Annotated in this window: 20 protein-coding genes; 4 read left to right on the forward strand and 16 right to left on the reverse strand. The window is 66.1% G+C overall.

What is annotated here, in order from left to right; all coding sequences use genetic code 11:
* Window positions 1-331: 331 nt before the first annotated feature.
* From CFB41_RS33015 to CFB41_RS33070, 12 genes are all read right to left on the reverse strand, one after another.
* Window positions 332-1792 (reverse strand): amino acid racemase, encoded by a 1461-nt coding sequence (locus tag CFB41_RS33015; protein WP_373558638.1) that lies wholly within the window; start codon window positions 1790-1792, stop codon window positions 332-334.
* Window positions 1789-3063 carry a dicarboxylate/amino acid:cation symporter gene (locus tag CFB41_RS33020; RefSeq protein ID WP_089459748.1) on the reverse strand — a complete coding sequence of 425 codons (1275 nt, stop codon included), beginning with the start codon at window positions 3061-3063 and terminating at the stop codon, window positions 1789-1791. Before CFB41_RS33020 ends, CFB41_RS33015 begins: the two co-directional genes overlap by 4 nt.
* A 183-nt stretch (window positions 3064-3246) precedes the next feature.
* On the reverse strand, window positions 3247-4161 hold the full coding sequence (locus tag CFB41_RS33025) for a LysR substrate-binding domain-containing protein (protein WP_089459495.1): 915 nt from the start codon (window positions 4159-4161) through the stop codon (window positions 3247-3249).
* A 245-nt stretch (window positions 4162-4406) separates the two neighbouring features.
* Window positions 4407-4733, reverse strand: a complete 327-nt coding sequence (locus tag CFB41_RS33030; protein WP_089459496.1) for a high-potential iron-sulfur protein — start codon at window positions 4731-4733, stop codon at window positions 4407-4409.
* A 141-nt stretch (window positions 4734-4874) separates the two neighbouring features.
* Complete coding sequence (locus CFB41_RS33035; RefSeq protein WP_089459497.1) at window positions 4875-5234, reverse strand: cytochrome C oxidase subunit IV family protein; 360 nt, start codon at window positions 5232-5234, stop codon at window positions 4875-4877.
* 7 nt (window positions 5235-5241) lie between these two features.
* The gene (locus CFB41_RS33040) at window positions 5242-5961 is read right to left on the reverse strand and encodes a heme-copper oxidase subunit III family protein (protein WP_089459498.1); all 720 of its coding nucleotides are present in this window, start codon (window positions 5959-5961) and stop codon (window positions 5242-5244) included.
* A complete protein-coding gene (locus tag CFB41_RS33045) occupies window positions 5958-6569 on the reverse strand; it encodes a cytochrome c oxidase subunit 3 (protein WP_089459499.1) in 612 nt (203 codons plus the stop codon). The genes CFB41_RS33040 and CFB41_RS33045 overlap by 4 nt, the downstream gene beginning before the upstream one ends.
* Window positions 6566-8326: a cytochrome c oxidase subunit I gene (gene ctaD / locus CFB41_RS33050; RefSeq protein ID WP_089459500.1), complete on the reverse strand. Its 1761-nt coding sequence runs from the start codon at window positions 8324-8326 to the stop codon at window positions 6566-6568. The genes CFB41_RS33045 and ctaD overlap by 4 nt, the downstream gene beginning before the upstream one ends.
* A gap of 31 nt (window positions 8327-8357) precedes the next feature.
* Complete coding sequence (locus CFB41_RS33055) at window positions 8358-9506, reverse strand: cytochrome c oxidase subunit II (RefSeq protein WP_089459501.1); 1149 nt, start codon at window positions 9504-9506, stop codon at window positions 8358-8360.
* 104 nt (window positions 9507-9610) lie between these two features.
* Window positions 9611-10126, reverse strand: a complete 516-nt coding sequence (locus tag CFB41_RS33060; protein WP_089444395.1) for a hypothetical protein — start codon at window positions 10124-10126, stop codon at window positions 9611-9613.
* 218 nt (window positions 10127-10344) lie between these two features.
* Window positions 10345-10854: a DUF1269 domain-containing protein gene (locus tag CFB41_RS33065; protein ID WP_089459502.1), complete on the reverse strand. Its 510-nt coding sequence runs from the start codon at window positions 10852-10854 to the stop codon at window positions 10345-10347.
* Window positions 10855-11060: 206 nt separating this feature from the next.
* Window positions 11061-11276, reverse strand: coding sequence for a DUF3820 family protein (locus CFB41_RS33070; RefSeq protein ID WP_089444396.1), 216 nt, complete (start codon window positions 11274-11276; stop codon window positions 11061-11063).
* A gap of 123 nt (window positions 11277-11399) precedes the next feature.
* Here CFB41_RS33070 and CFB41_RS33075 point away from each other — a divergent pair, with 123 nt between their 5' ends.
* The gene (locus CFB41_RS33075) at window positions 11400-11588 is read left to right on the forward strand and encodes a hypothetical protein (RefSeq protein ID WP_069250279.1); all 189 of its coding nucleotides are present in this window, start codon (window positions 11400-11402) and stop codon (window positions 11586-11588) included.
* 268 nt (window positions 11589-11856) lie between these two features.
* Here CFB41_RS33075 and CFB41_RS33080 read toward each other — a convergent pair whose 3' ends face one another.
* Window positions 11857-12198, reverse strand: coding sequence for a hypothetical protein (locus tag CFB41_RS33080; RefSeq protein WP_089459749.1), 342 nt, complete (start codon window positions 12196-12198; stop codon window positions 11857-11859).
* A gap of 228 nt (window positions 12199-12426) precedes the next feature.
* Complete coding sequence (locus tag CFB41_RS33085) at window positions 12427-13368, reverse strand: LysR substrate-binding domain-containing protein (RefSeq protein ID WP_089459503.1); 942 nt, start codon at window positions 13366-13368, stop codon at window positions 12427-12429.
* Between the two features lie 81 nt (window positions 13369-13449).
* On the opposite strand from CFB41_RS33085, the gene CFB41_RS33090 reads away from it, so the two are divergent.
* On the forward strand, window positions 13450-13848 hold the full coding sequence (locus tag CFB41_RS33090) for a nuclear transport factor 2 family protein (RefSeq protein WP_089459504.1): 399 nt from the start codon (window positions 13450-13452) through the stop codon (window positions 13846-13848).
* Window positions 13849-14085: 237 nt separating this feature from the next.
* Here CFB41_RS33090 and CFB41_RS33095 read toward each other — a convergent pair whose 3' ends face one another.
* Both CFB41_RS33095 and CFB41_RS39025 read right to left on the reverse strand, forming a co-directional pair.
* Window positions 14086-14748, reverse strand: coding sequence for an OmpA family protein (locus CFB41_RS33095; protein ID WP_089459505.1), 663 nt, complete (start codon window positions 14746-14748; stop codon window positions 14086-14088).
* A gap of 125 nt (window positions 14749-14873) precedes the next feature.
* Window positions 14874-19751, reverse strand: a complete 4878-nt coding sequence (locus tag CFB41_RS39025) for a YadA-like family protein (RefSeq protein WP_105771225.1) — start codon at window positions 19749-19751, stop codon at window positions 14874-14876.
* 1443 nt (window positions 19752-21194) lie between these two features.
* Between CFB41_RS39025 and CFB41_RS33120 the strand changes: the two genes are divergently transcribed.
* Window positions 21195-22031, forward strand: coding sequence for a response regulator (locus CFB41_RS33120; protein WP_089459506.1), 837 nt, complete (start codon window positions 21195-21197; stop codon window positions 22029-22031).
* Complete coding sequence (locus CFB41_RS33125) at window positions 22024-24369, forward strand: sensor histidine kinase (RefSeq protein WP_089459507.1); 2346 nt, start codon at window positions 22024-22026, stop codon at window positions 24367-24369. Before CFB41_RS33120 ends, CFB41_RS33125 begins: the two co-directional genes overlap by 8 nt.
* The last annotated feature ends 19 nt before the right edge of the window (window positions 24370-24388 follow it).

A 24388-nucleotide genomic window follows, 5' to 3' on the forward strand; every position in this document is an offset into this window, starting at 1 on the left:
ACGATACGGTATCTCCATGCGCCCACCGATGAAGGCGGTTCGCGCGACCGTGACGGTCAAGGAGATCCTCGCGAACCGGTGTCGGATCGTGCTGGAAACCTGCTGCAAAGTGAACCGGCTCGTCGTGGTGGAAGGCACGGCGGTCGTCATGCCCACGAACGCCGAAGCCCGCCTGAAGGAAGCGGAAAACGCCCGGGATCACGAGGCTTGTCGGTCGCGCGGAGCGGGACGGCCGGTGTCGTCGGGCTCGCGATGGACGGTCACGCGAGCCGCTTCGTGCGTGATGATCCGCGTCCACGAATCCGGTCGCGATGCGTCACACGGAACCCGCTCAGCCCGCCGCCGCCATCGCGCGGGCAACGCACGCGCGCGCCAGCACGTCGGTCGGGTCGACCAGCGTCGCCCGCCCACCGTTTCGGGCGACGTATTCGCCCCCCGGCAGCAGGATCGGCAATTCGGTACATCCGAGCACGATCACGTTCACGCCGTCGGCAATCAACGCGTCGACGGCAGCGTCGATCTCTTCCTTGCACTGTCCGGCCGTGAAGCCCGCCTTGACCCCCGCCTTTCCGTAGATCGCTTCCATCACGCGCGCCTGCAACGCCGGTGCGGGCGCGACTTGCCGAAGCCCTTGCTGCGCCAGCGCCTTTTCATACACACCGCTTTCGATCGTGCCGGATGTCGCCAGTACACCGACGTCGCGTAGCGCCGGGTAGGTGTCGCGCAAGTAAGCGACCGTGACGGTCAGCATGTTGACGATCGGGACGTCGAGATACGGCTGAATCCGCTCGACGAATGCATGCGCGGTATTGCACGGAATCGCGATGACGTCCGCATCGCCGTCCTCGAGCTTCTTGCAGGTCGCGTACAAGGCGATCGTCGGGTCCACGCCGGCACCCACCAGATTCTCGGTTCGATCGGGGATTTGCGGATTCTGTTCGACCAGCAGCTTGATATGGTCCTGATCGCGCGACGCCGGTGTGTTTCGAACGATCTTGTCCAGGAAATCGACTGTCGCGGCCGGACCCACGCCGCCGACCACGCCGATCTTGAACGTCGAAGCACGGGAGCCGTGCGGCGCCGATACCGCGTACTGCGCGTAGGCGAGATTCGAATCGATCAACGGCACCGGCAACGGCCCGATTTCATCCGCGACCAGCGCAATCTCGGTCAACCCCGGAACGATGACCTGCACGCCCTGACCGACCAGGTCCTCGCAGGCGCGGCGCAGCAGTTCGACCGGCCGACCTCGAAGCGTGCCGCGCTTGATGCCGTCGGCACCGTAGACCGCTTCCGTCACGAGATCGATGCCCTCGTGCGTACGCGGATGGACGATGTCGAATGGCGGCGACGGGAAATACGCATCGAAGAGCCGCTTGTCCCGCACGTAATCGGACGCGAGCACGCCGATGCGCGTTGCGTCGGGATACTTGCGTTGCACGTGGCTGCGAACGGCTTCGACGATATCCACGATCGGCAGCTTCGTATTCGCCTTCAGCTCGTCGATGAACGTGTGGCTCAGGAAACACGGGAGCACGACCGTCGTCACGCCGCGCGACTCGAACGCCCGGATCATGTCGAACACGTACAGCTTGCGTTCGATGGTCGCGGCACTGCCCGCCCCCGCGCCATTGAACGGGTATTGCTCGAAAATCGCTTCGACATGCTCAGCGTCGGACGACGCCGGCGTCGCCTTCACCATCTTGAAGAACACGTCGGCACTCCCCAGCGGCCCGAGGCCGCCGACCACGCCGAATTTTCGGCGGACGTTCACGGTATCGGTCTCCCTCACGCATTCAGCTCCGGCTCGTCGAATACGGCACCGTTCGACTTCACGGCTCGCCGGCCCTCCCACTTCGCGATCACGGCCGTCGCCACGCTGTTGCCGATCACGTTCGTCATCGTGCGCCCCATGTCGAGGATCTGGTCGATCGCGAGGACCATCGCGACGCCGGCCACCGGCAGATGGAACATCGGTGCGACCGCCGCGACCACGACCACCGAGCCGCGCGGCACGCTCGCCATGCCCTTGCTGCTCAACATCAGCACCAGCAGCATGAACACCTGCTCCGACAGCGGCATGTGCACGCCGAACGCCTGGGCGATGAAGATGGCGGCAAACGCCTGGTACATCATCGAACCGTCGAGGTTGAATGCGTAACCCAGCGGCAACGTGAAGCCCACCACCTTCTTGTCGACGCCGAACCGCTCGAGCTGCTCGGTCAGGCGCGGATAGGCGGCCTCGCTGCTCGCGGTCGAGAAGGCGATCAGCGCCGGTTCGCGCACGGCCTTCAGCAGGCTCACGACGCGTCGCCCGAGAAACGCATAGCCGGTGCCGATCAGGATCGTCCAGAGGACGAACAAGCCGAGATAGAACGCGCCGATCAGCTTTCCATAGGTGTAGATCACGTCGAGCCCGCGCAACGTGACCGACGACGCGATCGCGCCGAATACGCCGAGCGGCGCCGCACGCATCACGTAGTTCGTCAGCCGCAGCATCACCGGCACCATCCCGTCGATCGACTGGATCACGACGCCGACGCGCCTGTCGTGCTTCAGCGCACTCAGCGCGACGCCGAGAAAGACCGAGAACACCAGGATCTGCAGGATGTCGTTGCGCGCCATCGCGTCGAGCAGGCTGGTCGGGAACGCATGCGTGATCACGTCCCGGGCGTTCAGCGCGGCCGTATTCAAGCCGGTATTGACCTCGCCGGCGGTTGCCGTGAGATTCAGGCCGGCGCCCGGCTGCAGCGCATTGGCCATGACGAGGCCCAGGCTCAGCGAAATCAGCGACGCGCAGATGAACCATCCGATCGAGCGCAGGCCGATGCGCCCGACGTCCTCGCCGCTGTCCATGCCGGCCAGGCCCGACACGAGCGTCACGAACACCAGCGGCGCGATGATCATCTTGATCAGGCGCAGGAAGATGTCGGTGACGATCGAGAAATAGCCGGCAGTCGTCTTGAGCACGCCCGGATCCGCGATGTGGGTGTGGCAGAGATAGCCGGCGACGACCCCGAGAATCATGCCGGCTGCGACGCTTAAGGTAAGGCGATTTTTCATGTCCATCCGTCCGTGGTGGCACCCGGCCGCCGGAAGGCGGGCCGCCGCTGCGATGCAGGCAGCGCGATGCGGGTCACGCATCACATCTGCCGTTGGAACGAATGGTAGGGATCGTCGATAAAACCGTGATGCCGGTGCAACATGGCGGTATGCGAGCGCCGCATAAGGCGGGAAAACCCTGACTCAGCCGAGCCGCGACGGCGCCGCGCGCAGGTGCTGCCAGAGCGTGTCCAGGAATTCACTCCGGTTGGACACGTCGCGATACGCGCGCAGTTCGACGTCGAGGTTCCACGCCGCCGGCCCGGCCGGCACGAGTTCGCCGGCCGCCAGTTCCGCCGCGATCGCGCTCCGGGGCAGCCACGCGACACCCTCGCCTTCCAGCACGAGTTTCTTCAGCACCTCGGCCATGTCGGATTCGTAGTGCAGTTGCAAGGCCGGCGCATCCGGTGCGCGACCGAGCAGCAGCGCGAGGCATCGCCCGAAGTAGCTGGTTTCCGTATAGGAAATCAGCGGCAGCGGATGCAGCTTCGTCCCGGGAAGACGAAAGGCCGGCGCCGATCGACGGTCGGGCCTGCATGCCGGCATCAGCGTATCGAGGCCCACGGTCAGATGTTCGTATTTCACCGGATCGAGATGGAGCGGCAGTTCCGGGTGGTGATACGCAAACATGAGCTCGCAGTTGCCGTTGACGAGCATCAGGATCGAATCGTGGACATTGGTCGGAATCACGCGCGCCCGCACTTCGCCGAAATGCGGCGCGAGCGCCTTGAGCCACGCCGGCAGGAAACTCAGCGCGATCGTGTGGCCCGCGGCGATCTGCAGGCTCTTGCCGGCGATCCGCTGCTCGGTGCGGATGATCGCGCGTGTGTCGAACAGGCGGCTGAGCACATCTTCGGCCGTCTCGCGAAACAGGCGGCCCGCCGGCGTCAGCACCGGCGGAAAGCTGCTACGGTCGATCAGTTCGGCCCCGATCCACTGTTCGAGCGACTGGATGCGGCGACTGAAGCCCGACTGCGTGACGTTGCGGAACTCCGCCGCCCGGGAAAAGCTTTGATATTGAGCGAGGGCGAGGAAATCCTCGATCCATTTGATTTCCATATCGGCCTTGGAGGATCGCGGTGGGATCGGCCTGCGTGTCACCGTAGTCAGGGTGACGCGCAGGCCGGCGGACGCTCACATTGTATGTGTTCGATCCGGCGTATCGCGTCGGCGTTTGCCATGGCGCCCGTGGCCAATCTGGACGTCGCCGTTCTGCGGGCTCGCCGACGGCGGCGATATCCGCGGGCGACAACCCCGGCGACGACGGCGTTCAGTTGCACGGCCGCCAGCCCATCCCTCGCTGGCTACGCCTTCTTCGTATAACCGTTGCACCAGCCTTTCGCACTGACCTGCTTGCCGCCGAAAATCGCGCACGCCCCCGTCGTGGCGCCGGCCTTGCCCTGGAAGAACTGGCAATTCGCACAGGCCTCGCCTGCCTGGAATTTCGGGTACTTCGCGTGGTCGACCCGGCCGGCATCCGCCTTGTAGCCGAGCGCCTGGGCATTGGCATCGGTTTCCTGCACGACACCGGGACCGGCACCGGCATCCGCCGCCGTCGCGCGGCGTCCAACGGCGAGCGCGGAGGCGAGCACGGTGGTGACTGCAATGAAACGTCGACGTGAATATTTCATGGTTCCCCCCCTTCAGGTTCGCGTGAACGGATGTCCGGAATGCGCCATTTCCCGATGACGAAACGCCGCCCGCTCCGAAACAGCGCCCGTCGATCGCGCAGGCATCGCGCCCATCCCGCCGACGCACGATCGACGCCGGAATCAGCGAAAGAACAGCTCCCGCATCCCGAACGTGTGATGCGCTTCCGCCGCCATCAGCACCATGAGCACCAGCAGGCTCAGCGGCGGGATCAGGATCGCGTACACGAGCGCCAGCCGCTCCCACATCATGTGCATGAAGATCGACACGATCAGCCCGGCCTTCGCGATCATCAGCACGACGATCAGCACCCAGCGCATCAGGCCCTGCACGTTGAAGTAGTCGACCAGGTACGACAACGTGCTCAGCACGAACAGCAGGCCCCAGATCTTCAGGTAGAGGCCGATCGGATGCTGCTGGCCGTGCGCGGCGTCGGGTCGATCGGCGGGATCGGCGGGATCGGCGGGATCGGTGTGGTCCATGGCTGCCTCACCACAAATAGAACAGCGCGAAGATGAACACCCACACCAGGTCGACGAAGTGCCAGTACAGCCCGGCGATCTCGACGATCTGGAAGTTGCCGTGTTCGGTGAATCCCGGCTGCAGGATCTTGCGTGCGATCAGCAGCAGGTAGATCACGCCGCAGGTCACGTGAAAGCCGTGGAACCCGGTGATCGTGAAGAAGCACGCGCCGAACTGCGCCGCGCCCAGCGGATTGCCCCACGGGCGGATCCCTTCGCGGAAGATCAGGTTGCTCCATTCGAACGCCTGCAGCGACACGAAGGTCGCGCCCAGCAGCGCGGTGGCCAGCAACAGCGCGGCAGCGGGCCGTGCGTTGCGCCGGTAGCCGAAGTTGACGGCCATCGCCATCGTGCCGCTGCTGCTGATCAGCGTGAACGTCATGATCGCAATCAGCAGCAACGGCACTTCCACGCCGCCCACGCTGAGCCCGAACACTTTCGCGGTATCGGGCCACGGCGCGGTGGTCGACATGCGCACCGTCATGTAGCCGATCAGGAAGCTGCTGAAGACGAAGGTGTCCGACAGCAGGAAGATCCACATCATCGCCTTGCCCCACGGCACCCTGAAGGCTTCGCGGTCGGACGACCAGTCCGTGACGATGCCGCGCCAGCCGTCGGGCCGCGCGTCGGCGGGCGGCACCACAGACGATTCGGCAGCGGATTCGGTGTGGACGGAGGGCGCGGTCATGGCACGGCTCCATACAGCGGCCCACAGATGGCGGCGACGATCCCGGGAGTCAGCCACTGCATCGCCGCCAGCAGCACGAGCCACACCGCGAGCAGGAAATGCCAGTAGCGCGCGCACAGCGCGATGGCCCGTTGGGCCCGGAACGGGTCCGCGCGCCGGAGCGTCGCGATCGTCACGCCCCACGCCGCGAGCCCGCCCAGCACATGCAATCCGTGCAGGCCGGTGAGCAGGTAGAGGAAGCTGTTGGACGGATTGACGGTGACCGTCTCCCCGGCTGCCGACAGCATGCGCCACGCAACCAGCTGCCCGACCACGAACACGGCCGCCAGCACGCCGCCGGCTAACAGCCACACCGTGCGGTGCGGGCCGATCCGCCGGGCGCGCTGCATCGCGAGGCTGGCCAGCGCCAGCGCGCTGCTGTTCCACCATAGCAGCGCCGGATGCGGGATCGGCTGCCAGTCGGGTTCGCGCATGCGCATCGCATAGGCGAGCAGCAGCAGCGAGAACAGCGTCGTCGCCACCGCCATGAACACGGTCAGGCCGGTGCGGCCCGCATTCGGCAAGCCGGGTGGCGCATCGGGAACGAAGGGGCGCGGCAGCGTGGTCATTCGTGTGCCTCGCCCGGGTGCAGCGTCGGATGGGCCGCTTTGGATTCAGGCGCCGTCGCCGGCGGCTGATTCTGCGGCACGAAGTCTTCCTCCTGCCCCGGCGGACTGTATTCGTATGCCCAGCGGTAGACGACGGGAAGCGTCGGCCCCCAGTTGCCGTGTACGGGCGGCGTTTGCGGCGTCTGCCATTCGAGCGTGGTGGCCCGCCACGGGTTGCCGTCCGCACGCCGCCCGTGGCGAAGGCTCCACGCGAGGTTGAACAGGAACAGCAGCTGTGCCGCCGCGACGATCAGCGCGACGATCGTGATGAACGTGTTGAGCGTCTGCGCCGAATGCGGAATGAAGCTGTAGCCCTGATACGCGTAATACCGCCGCGGCATGCCGAGGATGCCGAGATAGTGCATCGGGAAGTAGATCGCGTAGGTGCCGACGAAGGTGATCCAGAAGTGCGCGCGCCCGAGCGTGTCGTCGAGCAGGCGGCCCGTCACCTTCGGGTACCAGTGATACAGGCCGCCGAACACCACGAGGATCGGCGACACGGCCATCACCATATGGAAGTGCGCGACCACGAAATACGTGTTCGACAGCGGGATGTCCACGCTCACGTTGCCGAGGTAGAGCCCGGTGAGCCCGCCCAGCACGAAGGTGCTGATGAAGCCGATCGCGAACAGCATCGGCACGGTCAGGTGGATATCGCCGCGCCACAGCGTCAGCACCCAGTTGTAGACCTTGAGGGCGGTCGGGACGGCGATGATGAGCGTCGTGGTGGCGAAGAAGAAGCCGAAGTACGGGTTCATGCCGGCGATGAACATGTGGTGCGCCCAGACCACGAAGCTCAGCGCGCCGATGATGACGATCGCCCACACCATCATCCGGTAGCCGAAGATGCTCTTGCGCGCATGCGTGCTGATGAGATCCGACGCGATGCCGAAGGCCGGCAGCGCGACGATGTAGACCTCCGGGTGCCCGAAGAACCAGAACAGATGCTGGAACAGCAGCGGGCTGCCGCCCGCATGCTTGAGCGTCTGCCCCATCGACACCACGGCCGGGACGAAGAAACTGGTGCCGAGCGTCCGGTCGAACAGCATCATCACCGCCGACACGAACAGCGCCGGAAACGCCAGCAGCGCCATGATGGTCGCGATGAAGATGCCCCACACGGTGAGCGGCATGCGCATCAGCGTCATGCCGCGCGTGCGTGCCTGCAGCGTGGTGGTCACGTAATTCAGGCCGCCCATCGTGGCCGCGACGATGAAGATCGCCAGCGACACAAGCATCAGCACGATGCCCCATTCCACGCCCGGCGTGCCCGGCAGGATCGCCTGCGGCGGATACAGCGTCCAGCCCGCGCCGGTCGGCCCGCCCGGCACGAAGAAGCTCGCCACCAGCACCAGCACCGCCAGCAGGTAGACCCAGTAGCTCAGCATGTTGAGAAACGGGAACACCATGTCGCGCGCGCCGAGCATCAGCGGGATCAGGTAGTTGCCGAAGCCGCCCAGGAACAGCGCCGTCAGCAGGTAGATCACCATGATCATCCCGTGCATCGTGACGAACTGGTAGTAGTGGTTCGCGTCGATGAACGCGAACTTGCCCGGAAAGCCGAGCTGCAGCCGCATCAGGTCCGACAGGACGAGGCCGACCAGGCCGATCGCGATGGCCGTCAGCGCGTACTGCACGGCGATGACCTTGTGGTCCTGGCTCCACACATAGCGGGTCCAGAAGCTGTGCGGACCGTGATCGGTGTGCGCGTAGGTCATGGCGTCTGCTCCGTCTGCTTCGTCCGTTACGCTAGGGCTGGGCCGCGGTGCCGGCGGGCGTCCCGCCTTGCGCCTCGATATAGGCCACCAGCGCGATCAGTTCCTGCTCGCTCAGGTCGAAGTGCGGCATGATCGGCGAGAAGCCCTTCACGACGCGGGCCGTCGGATTGCGGATGAACGCGCGCAGATAGGCTTCATCCACCTTCGCGGTGCTGCCGTCGGCCATCGTTTCGGTCTTGCCGTACAGGCCCTTCCAGGTCGGGCCCACGAGCGGGCTGCCGTCCACGGTATGGCAGGCGACGCAGCCCTTGGCCGCCGCGAGCGTCTTGCCCAGGTTGGCCAGCGCCTGCGCGCTGCCGCCCGCGGCGGCGGGGGCAGCCTGCACGTGGGCCATCTGCTGCTGCGCGAACGTGGTCTGCTGCGCCAGCCAGCGCGAGAACGCGGCTTCGTCTTCCACCACCACCACGCCGCGCATGCCGGAATGCCCGATCCCGCAGAGCTGCGCGCACAGGATGTCGTAGCGCCCAGCCCGGGTCGGCGTGAACCAGAAGGTGGTCACCATGCCCGGCACCATGTTCATCCGCGCGCGGAACGGCGGGACGTAGAAGTCGTGCAGCACGTCGCGCGACCGGGTCAGGACCTGGACCGGCCGGTTGAGCGGCAGGTGCACCTCGGGACCGTCGACCAGGTAGTTGTCGCGGCCGTTCGGGTCGGCGGGGTTCAGGCCGAACGGGTTGTCGTTGCTGACGTAGCGCACGTCGGTCGTCCCCAGCTTGCCGCCGGGCCCGGCGAAGCGAAAGCGCCATTGCCATTGCTGGCCGAGCACTTCCATCTGCAACGCGTTGCGCGGCGGCCGGATGTAATCCGCGTAGACGAACAGGCCCGGCGCCAGCAACGCCGCGACGCCGACGATGGTCAGGCCGATCAGCCACCATTCCAGTTTCCGGTTGTGCGGTTCGTAGGCCGCGCGGTGCCCGCTGCGGTGGCGATAGCGCACCAGGGCGACCACGATGAACAGGTTGATGGCGATGAAGAATGCGCCGGTGATGACGAGCGTGATCGTCAGCATGTCGTCCATGCGCACCCAGTTCGACGCAATCGGCGTGATCCACCACGGACTGGCAAAGTGAAACCCCACCGCCAACACGATGATCAGGACCAGGGCAATCGCAAGGGCCATGGGCCGCCTCGCTGCATCTCACTCGCCGGCGCCGCCGACACCCGGTTCCGTGTTTCCCATGGGCGCCGCGTGTTCGAGCGCGGCGCGGCGGGAAGCGCGATGGGTCAATCGTCCACGTTCTGCTTGCGCAATCGCTCCAGCCTGCCGTAGGTGATGGCCGCCACCACGCCGAACAACAGGTTGGCCAGCAACGGCCCGGAACCGCGCTCGGAGACGAACCACGGGAACACGGCCGTCATCACGTAGAAGTTCCACCCATACGCGACGATCCCGAACGCCAGCCCGATGACGGCTTCCATCCCCACGCTCGAATCGAAGCGGAAAGGCGCCATGATCGCGGCGAGCATCATCCCCATGATCGCGCCGAGCACGTAGTGCAGCAGCAGCGCCATCGCCACGATTTCGAGGTTGAATTGCGTCATCTGGCCGAGCGCGCTACGGCCCATCACCATCGCCGCGATCTTGTGGGTCGGTTGCCACGGGCTCGAGCCGAGCACCAGCGTCGACCAGACGAATTCCAGCGCGATCACCAGCGCGCCGCCCGCGAGGCCGGCCACGGCAGCGGCGACCCAGTCGGGCGTACGACGCGCCCAATGGTGCGATTGAATGTGCAGTTCCATACGGCCTCCTTGCCGACGGTTCGACGTTGGCACTTCGATTCCCCCAGGCATCACGCGCGTCGGCCCCGCGTCTCTTGCGCGCTTCGGCATGGCGGACATGAGTTGCCTGCGCAACGAGCGCACGCCCCGCTCCCCGCGCGGCCCGCGGCCGCAGCCGCGCGCTCGGCGAACCGCGTCAATCGACGCGCTTGTCGGGCAGGCCGATTGGCTGTCGCGTGTCAGGGGAAGATCGGTGACGTAGGTTCGGCGCCCTCCAGGTCTGCCTTCGGAAAATGCAGGGCGACCATTTCTTCGATTTCCTGCTCTCGCAATGCCGGCACGTCGGCCATGATCAGGATCTGGCCTGCCTGGATGGCCTCGCGAAATCGCTGGAGTCGCGCGTTCGGCTCGGCGATGCCGATCATCGCGGCGGTCCACGCCCCAAAACCCGCGCCGGCCAGCGTCAGGCCGACGACGGCGCCGCCCGCGATCACGAGCTCCGCCGGCGGAAAGACGAGCGCGACGAGGCCGATCAGCGCACCGGCCGCGCCGCCGAGCGCGACGCCGCGCTCGAGTGCATGCACGACGTCGCTGCTTTGCAGCAACGATGCTTCGGGTAACTGATCGAGTGTGACGCTGTGGTCGGCGAGAACGTGGATATGGCGCCAGACGATGCGTGCGCGCAATAGATCGTCGACGATGGCCTTCGCCATCTGGGTATCGGGTACGAGGAAATAAAGGCGTCTCATGTTGGCACCCCTTTTCTTGCCATCAACGGCCAAGGGACTGTTTTCTATTCTATGTCAGCCTCGGCGACACGCTAGTGGCATGCGAGCCGCGGACGGGGTCGCATGCGAGCGTTCGGCCACGCGTGGCCGGTGGGGTGGATGCGCGGTGGTCGTTGTCGATCACGGACGAACGATGCGGGGGCCGGCACATTCGCCCGCGATGGGCGCTATCCGCGCTTTCGCAACGGCGCCAGCAAGTCCCGCAGGCCGTTGTGGTCGATCTCGTGCATCAGCGCGAGCTGCCGGCCGATTTCGCCGCGCGGAAACCCTTCGCGCGCCAGCCAGTTGAGGTAAGGCCCGGGCAGGTCGGCAATCAGCCGGCCTTTGTATTTCCCGAAGGGCATGGTGACGGTGACGAGCTGTTCGAGGTCTGGATTTTGCATGCGGGTATTGTGCCCGGCTTTTCGGTCCTGTCGCAGATCTCGCGAAAAGGACTCAGCGAACCGCCTGCGCCCCTTTTCTCTCCTGCTAGACTGGAATTCCCCCTGCACACGATGGAGGGAATCATGTTGTCCGTCTACGTCGTGAAGACCGGCGAGCAGTTCCTCTGCACCGCCGAGGATGGCGATATCGGCATGGCACCGGCGGTTGAGGATGCCACGTCGTTTGGTTCGTATGAAGAAGCGGAAAAGGCGGCGCACGTGCATGCCGACCCCGGATACGAAATCGTGGCCGTCTGCGTGATCAGGCACTGACAGGGCGCCCGCTGCCGGGCGCCCGGCGACGCGATGCGGCTCGCCATTCCGTTGGCGCCATGCGATGGGCGTGGCGCGGTGGGCTGTGCCCGGAATGACCTGGCAACGGATGGATTGCGTGTCGGGGCTCTCACGCCGGGATCGCCGCGCGCGTCGGCAACTCCGCTGTGTACGGTCCGACGCTACGCGCCTTCCCTGAAATGCCCGGCATCCGGCGCGCGCGCCTCGTATGCGGCGCTGCGGGAATTCGGCGCGTCGCTGCTCCGCGTTATCGTCTGGGCCCTTTCATGCCCTCCGACTCCATGGCCGCATGCCATTCCTCATTCGCCTCGATCGGATCCATCGCTTCGTCGACCGAGGCCGTCGCGCGCTCGGCGGCCGCTCTGGCTTCGTCTGCCGGTGAGGCAAAATCATCGTCGCCTTCGCGATCGTCGTCGCCATCACCGTCGCCCGGGGGATGCAGCATGTCCTTGAGCATCGCGCTCAGCTCCGACGTGTCCCATGGCAGCCCACGCCGAGTCCGATCCTTGATGTAGTGCCGCACTTCCGCGTCCTGCTCCACGGTCAGCGGCAGTCCTCGAAAGGTGCTTTGGGGGCCAGCGTCGATCATCGCATTCTCCTGCTTCCAGGGCATTGTCAGTGTACTCGCCATTGGGAACGCGGGAGCCATAATCGCTGCGCGCTTGCGGCAGATCAGACGTGCCGTCTCGACAGGCTGCCCGATTGGCAATGCGTCACGTGGTCATCGAAGATTGGAACGCCGGCATGGGCCGTGTTCGCGCTCGCGTTACGTGCCAACGGCAAGCCCACGGTACAGGAGTGCTTTCCCCGATAACCCTCAGTCATCCTGCGCAAGCCGAAACAGGACGTCAGCGAGCGCGCGAATCTTGGACTGTGCGGCTCGTTGGGATGGATAGACGACGTAGTACGACAAGCCGTTTTGCGCCACGTCGGCAAAAGGTGTCGTCAGTGTCCCTGCCTGCAGGCGGTCCCTCGCCATCCGGGGATCGCCGATTGCCACGCCATGCCCTTCCGCCGCAGCGGAGAGCGTCAATTCGAGGGTATCGAAAACGAGTCCACGGCTCGCGTCGATTTGCCGTGCCCCAACGCTTTCCAGCCAGCATCGCCACTCCTCGTGGCCGTGTCCGGGATGGAGCAATGTGACATGAGCAAGGTCGGCGGCCGAGCCAAGCGATGCGGCCATTGCGCGTGTACACATCGGTGTGAGTTGCTCGTCAAACAACGGAACCGCGTCCATACCCGGCCACTGCCCGGTTCCACGCACAACGATGGCGTCGACGTCAGGGGTCGTGAAATCCGGCGTGTCGTCCGCCGATGTGGAGATGCGAAATTCTGTTCCAGGCAACGCGTGATTGATGTCTCCCAGCCGTGGGAGCAACCAGCGAAGCGCGAACGTGGAGGGCAACCGCAGCGTGACGACGGGCGCTGTCCTGGCGTGAACGTCCGCATGCTGAACCAGTTGCGTGAGTACGCTGACGGCCACGGTCAACAGTTCGCTTCCTTCCGCCGTCAGCGTCAACCCTGACGCATGGCGTACGAAAAGTGCACACCGGTAGTGCGATTCCAGTTGCTGGACCTGACGGCTCACCGCGCCCTGCGTTCGACACAGATGGTCGGCGGCTTTGCTGATGCTCCCGAGTCGTGCCGCGGCGACGAATGACTGGAACGCCGTCAGCGGCGGCAGCGGCCGCGTCAGGTCGCCCAATGGATATGCATGCGTTGCATACCCGGGTTGCGGATTTTTCGATTGTTCGGTCATCGGTGCATCGCTATCTTGCCTGTACCGGATGCGCGTCTGTTCGAATGCGCGGCGTCGTCAACGAATGATCGGAGAAAAAAGATGGTCTCATCGTCGGAAGCACTATACACCCGGCAGGTTCGCAACTATCTCGCGGAGCTGGAGCGTGGCGACGTCGCGGCGATCTGTGCGTTGTTCACGCCGGACGCCCAGGTCTTCTCGCCGTTTCTCGGCTGGATGAACGCCGCGCCCTTCTTCGCGAAGGTCAATGCAGCATCCGGAGCGAGCAAAATAGCGCCCATCGACATCTGCGTCAGCACGACGGGGGCTCGACGTGCGACCGGCTACTTCGTCTATGACTGGGCGCTGAAAGATGGGTCCGCGGTGCGTTTCGAGTGCGTCGATGTTTTCGAATTCGACGACGATGGGCGCATCGAGCGGATGATCATCGTCTACGACACCCATCCGATTCGCAGTACCGTGGGCGACAAATACGCGTAGCCGAATCGAGGTCGCTCGATACCGAAGGCTGGTTTGCGGAGGGCGGGTGCCGACTTTGATCGCCACGCACGTAGGGCATTCGGTGAACACGCCGACATCCGCTGCGATGGCGGCACCGCACTCGCTCGTCGCGACGCATCGCCTGACTCGACCGCCTGCGCCCCCGGACGGCATCGCTGCCGCAAGCGCGCCGTCGGTTCTCGACGGCCACGCCTGCGTCAAGCCGATGGCGACGCCCTACTTCTGCAACGAGATTTCCACCCGGCGATTGCGCGCCCGCCCTTCGGCGGTCTCGTTCGACGCCGCCGGGTTGGTTTCTCCATGCCCCGTCGCCGCGACCGAATCCGCCTTCAGCCCGTGTTCGCGCAGATACCCCGCGACCGCATCGGCGCGACGCTTCGACAGTGCCTGGTTGTGGGCATCCGAGCCGGTCGCGTCGGTATAACCGTCCACTTCCACACGAGAGAAATGCCTGTCGCCCTGCTGGCTCAGCAAACTGTCGAGCGCAGCGGTGGCGGCGGGGGTCAGCACGGCGGAGTCGGTCGCGAAGTACGCATCGCCGGTCAGGCTCACCTTCTCGACCGCGGCGGGCGCCGGCGCGGCCGCCGCGGCCACCGGCGCGGGTGCCGCACCGCACTGGAACACGATCGAGTGCGGATCGGCGCCGTCGCGGTACGGCGTCGTGGAATCGACCTTGCGCACGGTCTCGTTGCCGCACATGCGCGTCGCGACCTTCATGCAGGTATTGGCGCTCGACAGGATGCCGTGACAGTCGACACGGAACGTCCGGATGCCGTCGCGCGGCTGAAGTTCGTATGCGTTGTACGTCGGCCCCGATGCGCTCGAACAGGCCGCGAGGGAAACGACGGACGCCAGCAGTGCAAGATGAATGTTTTTCACTTGAGGACTCCGAAAATGCGAGGGGCGCAACGCGGGCGGTGCAATGGCGCAGCCGCCTCCGCGTGCGTGTGCGTTCGACGCGGTCCGCCCCGGCACTGCATGCCGGCGCGAACCGCTGCGCGCGATTACTTCCACTGATACAGCATGCCCGCGCCGACGACGCGCTGGCTGCCGGCGAAACCGCCGTTCAGCGTCGCCTTCAGGTTTTCCGTGACACGCGCCTGCACGCCGACCGCCATCGCCTTCTGCCCCTGGAACGTCGCCGTACCGACCCCCATCGCGAAGTTCGAGTCGCGGTCCATGTGCGGGATCGACGCCATCGCGGCGGTGGCCGCGATCCCCTCGCGTGCCATCGAATCGGTCTGCTGGATCTGCTGCTGCATCTGCGTGAGCTGGTTGTTGACGGTGTTCAGCGACTGCGTGAACTGGTTCGACACCGCGTTCAGCTGGTTCACGTTCACCGCATCCGTGCCCTGCGTACCGGCCGCGACGTTGACCACCTGGCGCGCCGATTCCGCCGAGCCGACCGCGACGACGTTCGAGCGCCCGCCGTCGTTGCTGCCCGTGCCGATCGCGGTCGAATTGCTGCCCGACGCCGTCGAGCCCACGCCGAATGCGGTGGAGCCGTTGCCCGATGCGAGCGCATTGTTGCCGACCGCCGTGCTGTTCGAGCCCGACGCCACCGCACCCGACCCACCCGCCGACGAATTCGGGCCGGTCGAGCCCGGCGGCACGTTCGCGCCGTTCGGGTTCGTCGTGTACTGGCCGCCGAGGTTGGTCGTGCGCTGGTCGATCAGCGTCGTCAGCTGGTTCGCGACCGAGTCGAGCTGCGACACGTTCACCGCATCCGTGCCGTTCTTGCCGGCCGCGAGGCCCGTGATCTGCCGGTTGCCGATGTTCACTTCGCCGGCCGACGATTGCGGGCTGCTCAGGCCGTACGCGACGTAGTTCGTCAGCGCGCCGACCGTCGTCAGCGAACCCGCGCCCAATGCCACGCTGTTCGCGAACGTCGCGGACGCACCGGCGCCCAGCGCGAGCGCATCGGTCGCGTTGCCGAGCGCGCCGGAACCCAGCGCGACGCTGCCCACGCTGACCGCCTTCGCATTCGCGCCTTGCGCAACCGACTGCGCGCCGAGTGCCGTCGCGCCGCTGCCGAGCGCGAGCGCGTCGGCCTGCGCGGCACTCGCCGCCTGCCCGATCGCGACGCCGCCAGGCGCGGTCTGGTCGACGATCGCGCCGTTGCCGATGCCCACGCCGTTGTCGCCGTTGACGACCGTCGTCGGCCCCACCGCGACCGATTCCGCGCCGACGGCGAGCGAGTCGGCCGCCGTCGAATTCGCGTGGAAATACTTCTGGCCCGTGACCGCGAACGACTGCAACGCGCCGGCCAGCTGCCGCACGGTCACCGCATCCTGCTGCCCGGTGCCGTCCGCGACGTTGGTGATCTGGCGATACGTCTTGCCGGTCGCGTCGCCGACCGATACCGCGCCGAGCAGCGTCTGGTCCGTCGTGTTGAACGGGATCGATGCGGTGCCGTTGCGGAGGATGCCCGATGCCGGCGTCGTCGCGCGGTCGGATACCGACCCCGCACCGAGCGCGATGCTCCCGTCCACCTTCGAAATCGCATTCGGGCCGATCGCGACGCTGTCGAGCCCGATCGCCTGGCTGTCCGGCGCGGTCGAGTTCGCGTGGAAATACTTGATGCCGTGCGCGTTGATGTTGTCGATCGCCGAGCCGACGTTGTTGTTGATCGTCGTCGAACCGTCGCTGTTGTACGTCACGTACGACGGAGCCGAAATCGTGCCGGTCGTCGGATCGTAGGTGGCCCCGCCGCCGATCGCGCCCGCCGTGCTGTTGCCGAGGTTGGTGTTGTTGCTGGCGATCGAGCTGAGGCCGGTGGACAGCGAGCCGAGGCCCGTCGACGTCGCGGTGGACAGCGACGTCAGGTTGCTGTTGGTGCTCGACAGCCCGGTGGACAGCGAGCCGACGGTCGTCGAGGTCGACGTCGACAGCGACGCGATCGAGCTCGTCGTCGAACTGAGCCCGGTCGACAGCGAACCGATGCTCGTCGAGGTCGCGGTCGACAGCGACGTGACGGTGCTGTTCGTCGAGCTCAGGCCGGTGGACAGTGATCCGACCACCGTCGAGGTGGACGTCGACAGCGACGTCACCGCGCTGTTCGTCGAACTCAGGCCGGTGGACAGCGAGCTGATGCCCGTCGACGTGGACGTCGACAGCGACGTGACCGTGCTGTTCGTCGAACTCAAGCCGGTGGACAGCGAGCTGATGCCGGTTGACGTGGACGTCGACAGCGACGTGACCGTGCTGTTCGTCGAACTCAGGCCAGTGGACAGCGAGCTGATGCCGGTCGACGTCGACGTGGACAGCGACGTCACCGAGCTGTTCGTCGAACTCAAGCCGGTGGACAGCGAACTGATGCCCGTCGAAGTCGAAGTCGACAGTGACGTCAACGAGCTATTGGTCGAACTCAGGCCGGTCGAAGTCGACGTGGACAGTGACGTGATCGCGCTATTGGCCGACGACAAACCGGTCGACGTCGATGTCGACAATGACGTCACTGCGCTGTTGGTCGAACTCAGGCCCGTGGACAGCGAGCTGATGCCCGTCGAGGTCGACGTGGAAAGCGACGTGATCGCGCTGTTGGCCGACGACAACCCGGTCGACGTGGATGTCGACAATGACGTCACGGCGCTGTTGGTCGAACTCAGGCCCGTCGACAGTGAGCCGATGCCCGTCGAGGTCGAAGTCGACAACGACGTGATCGCGCTATTGGCCGACGACAGGCCGGTCGACGTGGATGTCGACAACGACGTCACCGAGCTATTGGTCGAGCTCAATCCCGTCGACAGCGAGCTGATGCCCGTCGACGTCGAGGTCGACAACGAAGTCACCGCACTATTGGTCGAGCTCAACCCCGTCGACAACGAGCTGATGCCCGTCGACGTCGAAGTCGACAACGACGTGATCGCGCTATTGGCCGACGACAAGCCGGTCGACGTGGACGTTGACAATGACGTCACCGAGCTATTGGTCGAACTCAACCCCGTCGACAGCGAACTGATGCCCGTCGACGTCGAGGTCGACAACGACGTCACCGCGCTATTGGTCGAACTCAATCCCGTCGACAACGAACTGATGCCCGTCGAAGTCGACGTGGAAAGCGACGTGATCGCGCTGTTTGCCGATGACAACCCGGTCGACAGCGACGACACCCCCGTCGACAACGAACTGACGCTCGACGCCGTGGACGTCGACAGCGAATTCACCGCCTGATTCGTCGCATCGAGCTGCGACCCGTTGATCGCATCCGTGCTCGCCGAACTGATGCGCCCGGCCGCGACGTTGGTGATCTGGCGCTCGGTACCCGCGGCACCGACACTGACGACGCTGGTCGGATTCGTGCCCTTGAACGTATACGTCACGCCGCCGATCGTCGCGCTTGCGGTCGGGTTCGGCGCGGCCGTCGTCGAGCCCGAGCCGAGCGCGACGTCGCCTGCATTGTTCGCCACGGCCGACGCGCCGAACGCCAGCGCACCGGCCGCCGCCGCCGTCGACGTGTTGCCGAGCGCGAGCGAACCGGTGCCCTGCGCGATGTTCGAATTGCCGATCGCGACCGCGCCGTCGCCGTTCGCCGTGTTGTTCGACCCGGCCGTGACCGCGCCGGTGCCGATCGCGGTGCTCGGGTCGCCGATCGCCACCGCACCGTTGCCGCTGACCGTCTGCCCCAGACCGAGCGCGACCGCGCCGATGCCGCCCAGCACCTTCGAGTTGTTGCCGCCGGCAATCGAGCCCGCCCCCGCCGCCGCCGCGACCGAGTTCGAATCGCCGATCGCCACGGTCGACCCCGCCGCCGCGACGCTGTTGATGCCGATGGCCGTCGCATTCGTAGCCGACGCCGTCGCACCGGGCCCCAGGGCGCTCGCCGACACGCCGGTCGCACGCGCCAGATTACCGACCGCGGTCGCGAACTGCTGCGTCGCGGTCGACTGCACGCCCATCGCGATCGAGCTGACCCCCGACGCATTCGCGTTCAGGCCGAGCGCCATCGCGCTGTCGGCGCCGGCCGTCGTGGCCGAACCCAATGCGATCGAACTGGTGCCGAGCGACTGCGTGCCCGAGCCCGGTACGCCGGCCGTCCCGCCCCAGCCGATCGCGATCGACGACGTGCCCTTCGCACCGCTGTTCACCCCCATCGCCACGCCCGAATTGCCGGAAGCCAGCGCGCCGCTGCCCACGGCAACGGCGGCCGCGCCGGAGCTGGTCGACTGGTTGCCGAGGGACACCGAGCCCGTCTGGTCCGCATGCGATGCATAGCCCAGCGCGACGCTTTGCGCGCCGGCGGCGCTCGCCCCGAGGCCGAGCGCGGCCGCGTACTGGCCGGAAGCCAGCGCATTGTTGCCGAGCCCGATGGCCGACACGCCGGTTGCGGCCGCCCCGCTGCCCATCGCCACCGACCCGCTTTGCGTCGCGCTCGACAGGTTGCCGATGGCAACCGAGTAATCGCCCGAACCGATCGCCTGCACGCCCATCGACGTGCTGTTGACGCCGGTCGCCTGCGCATTGATGCCGACGGCCGTCGAAGCGTCGCCCATCGCATGCGCCCCCGGGCCAAGCGCCGTGGCCGACACGCCCTGCGCCGTCGACAGGTTGCCCAACGCGGTGGAGTTCGTCTGCGCGGCGCTCGACCCGACGCCGATCGCGATCGACGAGACGCCGCCGGTGGCCGTCCCGCCATCCGGGTTGTACTGCGCATGCGCACCGGCATGGAACAGCGCGAGATACGCGGACGCCATCAGCATGGTGAGCCGCCTGACCGACGGGGCCGAGGTCGCGCCTGCGCGAACCGCGGCCGCTCCTTCGATGTCGCGCTCCGGCGTGCCCCGCGACGACGCAACGCGCTTGCCGCGCGCGCGATCAAGCTCCGAAGCCGCAACCCAGGCTCCCAATGCTTCGTTCCAGATCGACTTGAACGTCTTGTTCATCTTGTCTTCCCTCGGTTCTCATGTGCTGGATGACGCAACGGCGAACACGGCAGCCGGCGAGAACGTCCTCTGCACGTTCCCGTCCGCCTCGCGATGTCCCGCCACTCACTTTGGATCACTAACTAAACAGCCGGGTAACGCTGCACGCCACGCGCGATGGGTATCGCGATCACGCAATCGCGCGCCGCCCGTGCCGGTCGACACGAGGCGAGGCGACGATCGCCGGTTATCGAATCATGGAAGCCGACACGGCAAGCCCGGCGGCGCGACGCTGGGCGTGCGGTTCATCCGCGCACGCGCGCGCCATCGCGCCGAACCCGCGACGACCTCGAATCTCATGGGAAAGCGTCATTCAGACGCCGGATGGGTGGAAGCCGGCCCGCACCCCGGGGCGGCCCGCCCTGTTTCATTCAGGAGGAGGATGGCGACGTGCGATCCCCGGGACTGAAGCATGCGCCGCCGGCTCATGCGAACCGGTGCGTTGGCCTGTCATGCCTGTTGTGTTCATCGTTTTCGTACCCGCCTGGTTCGAGAGCGCGCCGCGCGCGACCGTCCCCCGATGGATCGAACCCTCGGACGGCCCACGCGCAGCCACTCACCCTTTTTCGTCCCGCATTCAAACGCATTTCCGGAATCCCGGAACGGCATCGACGACTTGCCGGACGACCCCTGCACCGAATTAATCGATCGAATTTCCTTGACGATTTCGTCTCGACCGGTGCGTCATTCCCAACCGCATTCCAGAACTCACCGATTTCTCTTATATAGCAACGTATTCGGTGAAGGACGGAATCTGCATTACCCTCGTGCCAGTTATTCGTTCGCCGATGCAGCCCCACATCATAGGATCTGACATCGATCAATGTCTCATTGGTATCGCATGCCTCGGAATAGAATTTCGGCGTGCGATCCGCGCGATTCCGACCGTTTGAAAGAACCGATTCCAGCCGCGCCGGGGCTAGTTTGCTGGCATCCTTCAGAACGAACCTTTTCCCGAGCGGAAAAATCCTTTTCCCGAGCAGACAGCATTTACATTCATACATTCCGACGCAAAATGTGCTTTCTCGACTAACACGATTCCGACCAAACATCAGAAAAAATTAATCGCGCAACCCACAATTTCTTCATTCTTTTCACATGGAAGGCATCGACTTCTGAACGCATGTCAAACTGATTCACCCGCGCCATCCCATTCCAATTATTCCAAATTTATCCGGCAATAAAGACCGATTATTAAAAGCCGATTCGGCATGTTTTTCCACTTCCGTTTCTTCCGGCCGGACGCGGTGGCGGCAAACACGCAACACCCCGCCGCACAAGCCCCCACGGACCACACGGAATCCTCACAATGTGACCTGTTGTCGGCATATAATTTTTCGCAACAATCGTGCAGACCGCGATGCACGTCATCTGACCGGCCACCCTTCCACCGCCTCCGCAACCATGCCATCCCGCTCGTCCAGTCCGGCGTCGCCTCGTCCCACGCCGGATCTTGCTGACGCACATATTCTTGTCGTCGACGATCGCCCGAACGACCTGCGGCTCCTCACGGAAATCCTGCGTGCCGCCCGGTGCCGGATCAGCGTCGCGTTCGACGGGCTACAGGCGTATCACCGTGCGCAGGCGATCGCGCCCGACCTGATCCTGATGGATGTCCGCATGCCGCGCATGGACGGCTTCGCGGCGTGCCGGCTGCTGGCGTCGACGCCGTCGACGCAATCGATCCCGGTCATCATCCTGACGGCAGCGGGCGATCTCGAGGATCGCATCGCGGGGCTCGAAACCGGTGCGATCGACTACATCATCAAGCCGTTCGAGCCGACGGAAGTGCTGGCCCGGATCCGCAATCACCTGAAACGCGCGCGGCGCAGCCAGCCGTTCGCACATCTGCCCGAGCTGCCCGACAACCCGGAGACGGCCCTCGTGCGCGCGGCGTCCGAAGTCCTGCTGCGCGACCTGCGCCATCCGCCGGCGCTCGAGGATCTCGCCAGACAGGTCGGCACGCACGAGAAGCGCCTGTCCCGCGTGTTCCGCGATCATCTCGGCCAGACCGTGTTCGAATATCTGCGCGACACGCGCCTGCGCGCCGCGATGCACTTTCTCGCGGAGACGTCGATGGGGATCGGCGACATCGCCGAGGAAATCGGCTTTTCGACGCCCGGCAACTTCGCCACCGCCTTCCGCGAACGCTTCGGCATCACGCCGTCCGACTGGCGGCGCCAGCGCCATGCGGTCAATGCCCCGCCCGCCGCACCCGGGGCGCACCATCACGATGGGTAGGCGCCACGCGGCATGGGCAGCCGGATGTCGCGCGGTGCTGCTGCTCCTGCTCGCAATGGCCGTCACCTGCGCGGCAGCGCACGCCGCGTCGACGCCGAATCCCGCGCAACTGGACGCCGTGTCGGTCTTCGAGGACGCGAGCACGACGATGTCCGCCGCTCAGGTCGCCGCACGGCTCGCCGATCCGGCGCATGGCGCGCCGGTGGCCGGCACGTCGTCCTTCAACGTCGAGTTCTCGCGATCGGCGTGGTGGATTCGCGCCACGCTGACCAACCGCGACAGCGCCGCGCGCCCGCTGGTGCTGGTGATTCGCGACGCCCGCGTCGACCAGGCGGACTTCTATCTCGGCCGGAACGGCGGGTGGACGCTCGACAGCCGCTTCCCGGCAGCCGGCGCCGGTAGTGACGCCCGACCGTCATCGCGCTACCCGGCGCTCGACGTCACGTTACGTGCCGGCGAAAGCGTCCCCGTGCTGATCCGCGTCACGTCGCGCAAGGAAATGCGGCTCGCGCCGGCGGCGTTCACGCGTGCGGCGTGGGATGCGCTGGAACGGCGCGCGACGATGTGGGACTTCGGCTTCTTCGGCGGGCTGCTCGCGCTGATGTGGTGCGCGCTGCTGATCGGGTTCTTTTCGCGCAGCGGCGTGTTTCACGTGCTGGCCGCGGTGGCGCTGGGCACGACGCTGTTCGAAGCGGCGTACCGCGGCTATCTGGCGATGGCGTTGCCGCCTGCGCTGCGTGAATGGTCGGCGCGCGGCGAAGTGATCTTCGCGTACCTGGCCGTGTCGTGCTTCGTCGTCTTCATCCTGATGGTCGCCCGGCGCGAGCAGGCGAAGCTGCCGATGCGCGCGATCTACATGGCGTTCCTCGCGCTCGAAGGGGTCGGCATGATCGGCGCCGCGTGCGGCGACCTGCTGACGTTCACGTGGTTCTGCCTGCGGCTGAACGCCGTGCTCGCGATCGTCAACATCAGCCTCGCGTTGCTGCTCGCGATCCGCCGGACGCCCACCGGCCGTGTGATGCTGATCGCCATCGCGATCGCCACCTTCAACATGCTGATTCGCGTGCTCGACGGCATGAACACGCTGCCGCCGGTGCTTGCCTGGCTGAAATCCGACATCTTCCCGAACCCCGTCACCGCGGTCGTCGGGCTCGCCACGCACCTGCTGGTGCTGGCCGCATGGATTCATCACGTCGGTCGCCAGCGTACCGAGGCGAGGAAGCGGCTCGAACACTGGCAGCTCACCGAACAGGATCGCCTGCGCGACGAAGTCGCACGCCGCACGCTCGCGCTCAACGACGCGCTGCAACAGGTGACGACCCACATGCAGCAGAAGATCGAGACGCTCGGCTACGTCAGCCACGACCTGCGCGCGCCGCTGTCCACGATCAACGGCTACGCGAAGCTGCTGCTGCAAGGCGCGACGCGCGGCCAGGCGCGGCTGATCCGGTCGATCGACCGCAGCATCCGCTACCAGCTCACGCTGATCGACGAGCTGCTCGCGTTCACGAAGGCCGAGCTGCAGCCGCTCGGCGTGACGCCCGACACGACCGACCTGCCCGGCCTGCTCGACGACATCGGCCACTATGCGCTCGCGCTGTGCGCGCAGCAGGACAACCGGTTCGTCTACCGGCCGGCCACGCCGCTGCCGCGCACGGTGTCGATCGACGGCATGCGGCTGCAGCAGGTGCTGCTCAACCTGCTGTCCAACGCATCGAAGTTCACGCGCGACGGCACGGTCACGCTGTCGATTCATGCCGCGCGCGAAGGCGATACCTGGCGCCTGCTGTTCGAAGTGGCCGATACGGGCATCGGGATCGACATCAGCGGCAACCGCGACATCTTCCGCGCGTACCAGCAGGTGCAGGCCGTAAACGGCGGCACCGGGCTCGGCCTGTTCATCGCGCAGCGCATCGTCGGCGCGATGGGGGGCGAGCTGGCCGTCGCCAGCCAGCCGGGCGTCGGCACGGCATTCTCGTTCGCGATCGTCGCGCCGGCCGTCGGGCATGCGCTCGTGCCGGTGTCGGAGCTCGTCAGGCGGTTTCATCCGGACGGCGAGGCCGAGCCGGATGACACCACGCCCACGATGCCGTGCCCGCCCGACGATGCGCTCGACCAGCTGATCCTGCTGGCCGGCAACGGGCAGCTGACCGATATCGAGGCATGGCTCGGCCCGTATGCGGACGAGCCGGATTACGCGGCCTTCGTGCGGGACGTGCGCGAACACCTCGATGCACTGGACCTGGACGCGATCGGGACACTGGCCGGCTCGCTGAAACAGGCGCGCCGCGCCGCGACGGCGTTCGACGCCGAAGCCGACGCGGCCGGCCCGGCCTGACGGTACGGGCCGCCGCGGC

The organism is Burkholderia sp. AU33803, assembly GCF_002223095.1.
In the GTDB taxonomy this organism is placed as follows: domain Bacteria; phylum Pseudomonadota; class Gammaproteobacteria; order Burkholderiales; family Burkholderiaceae; genus Burkholderia.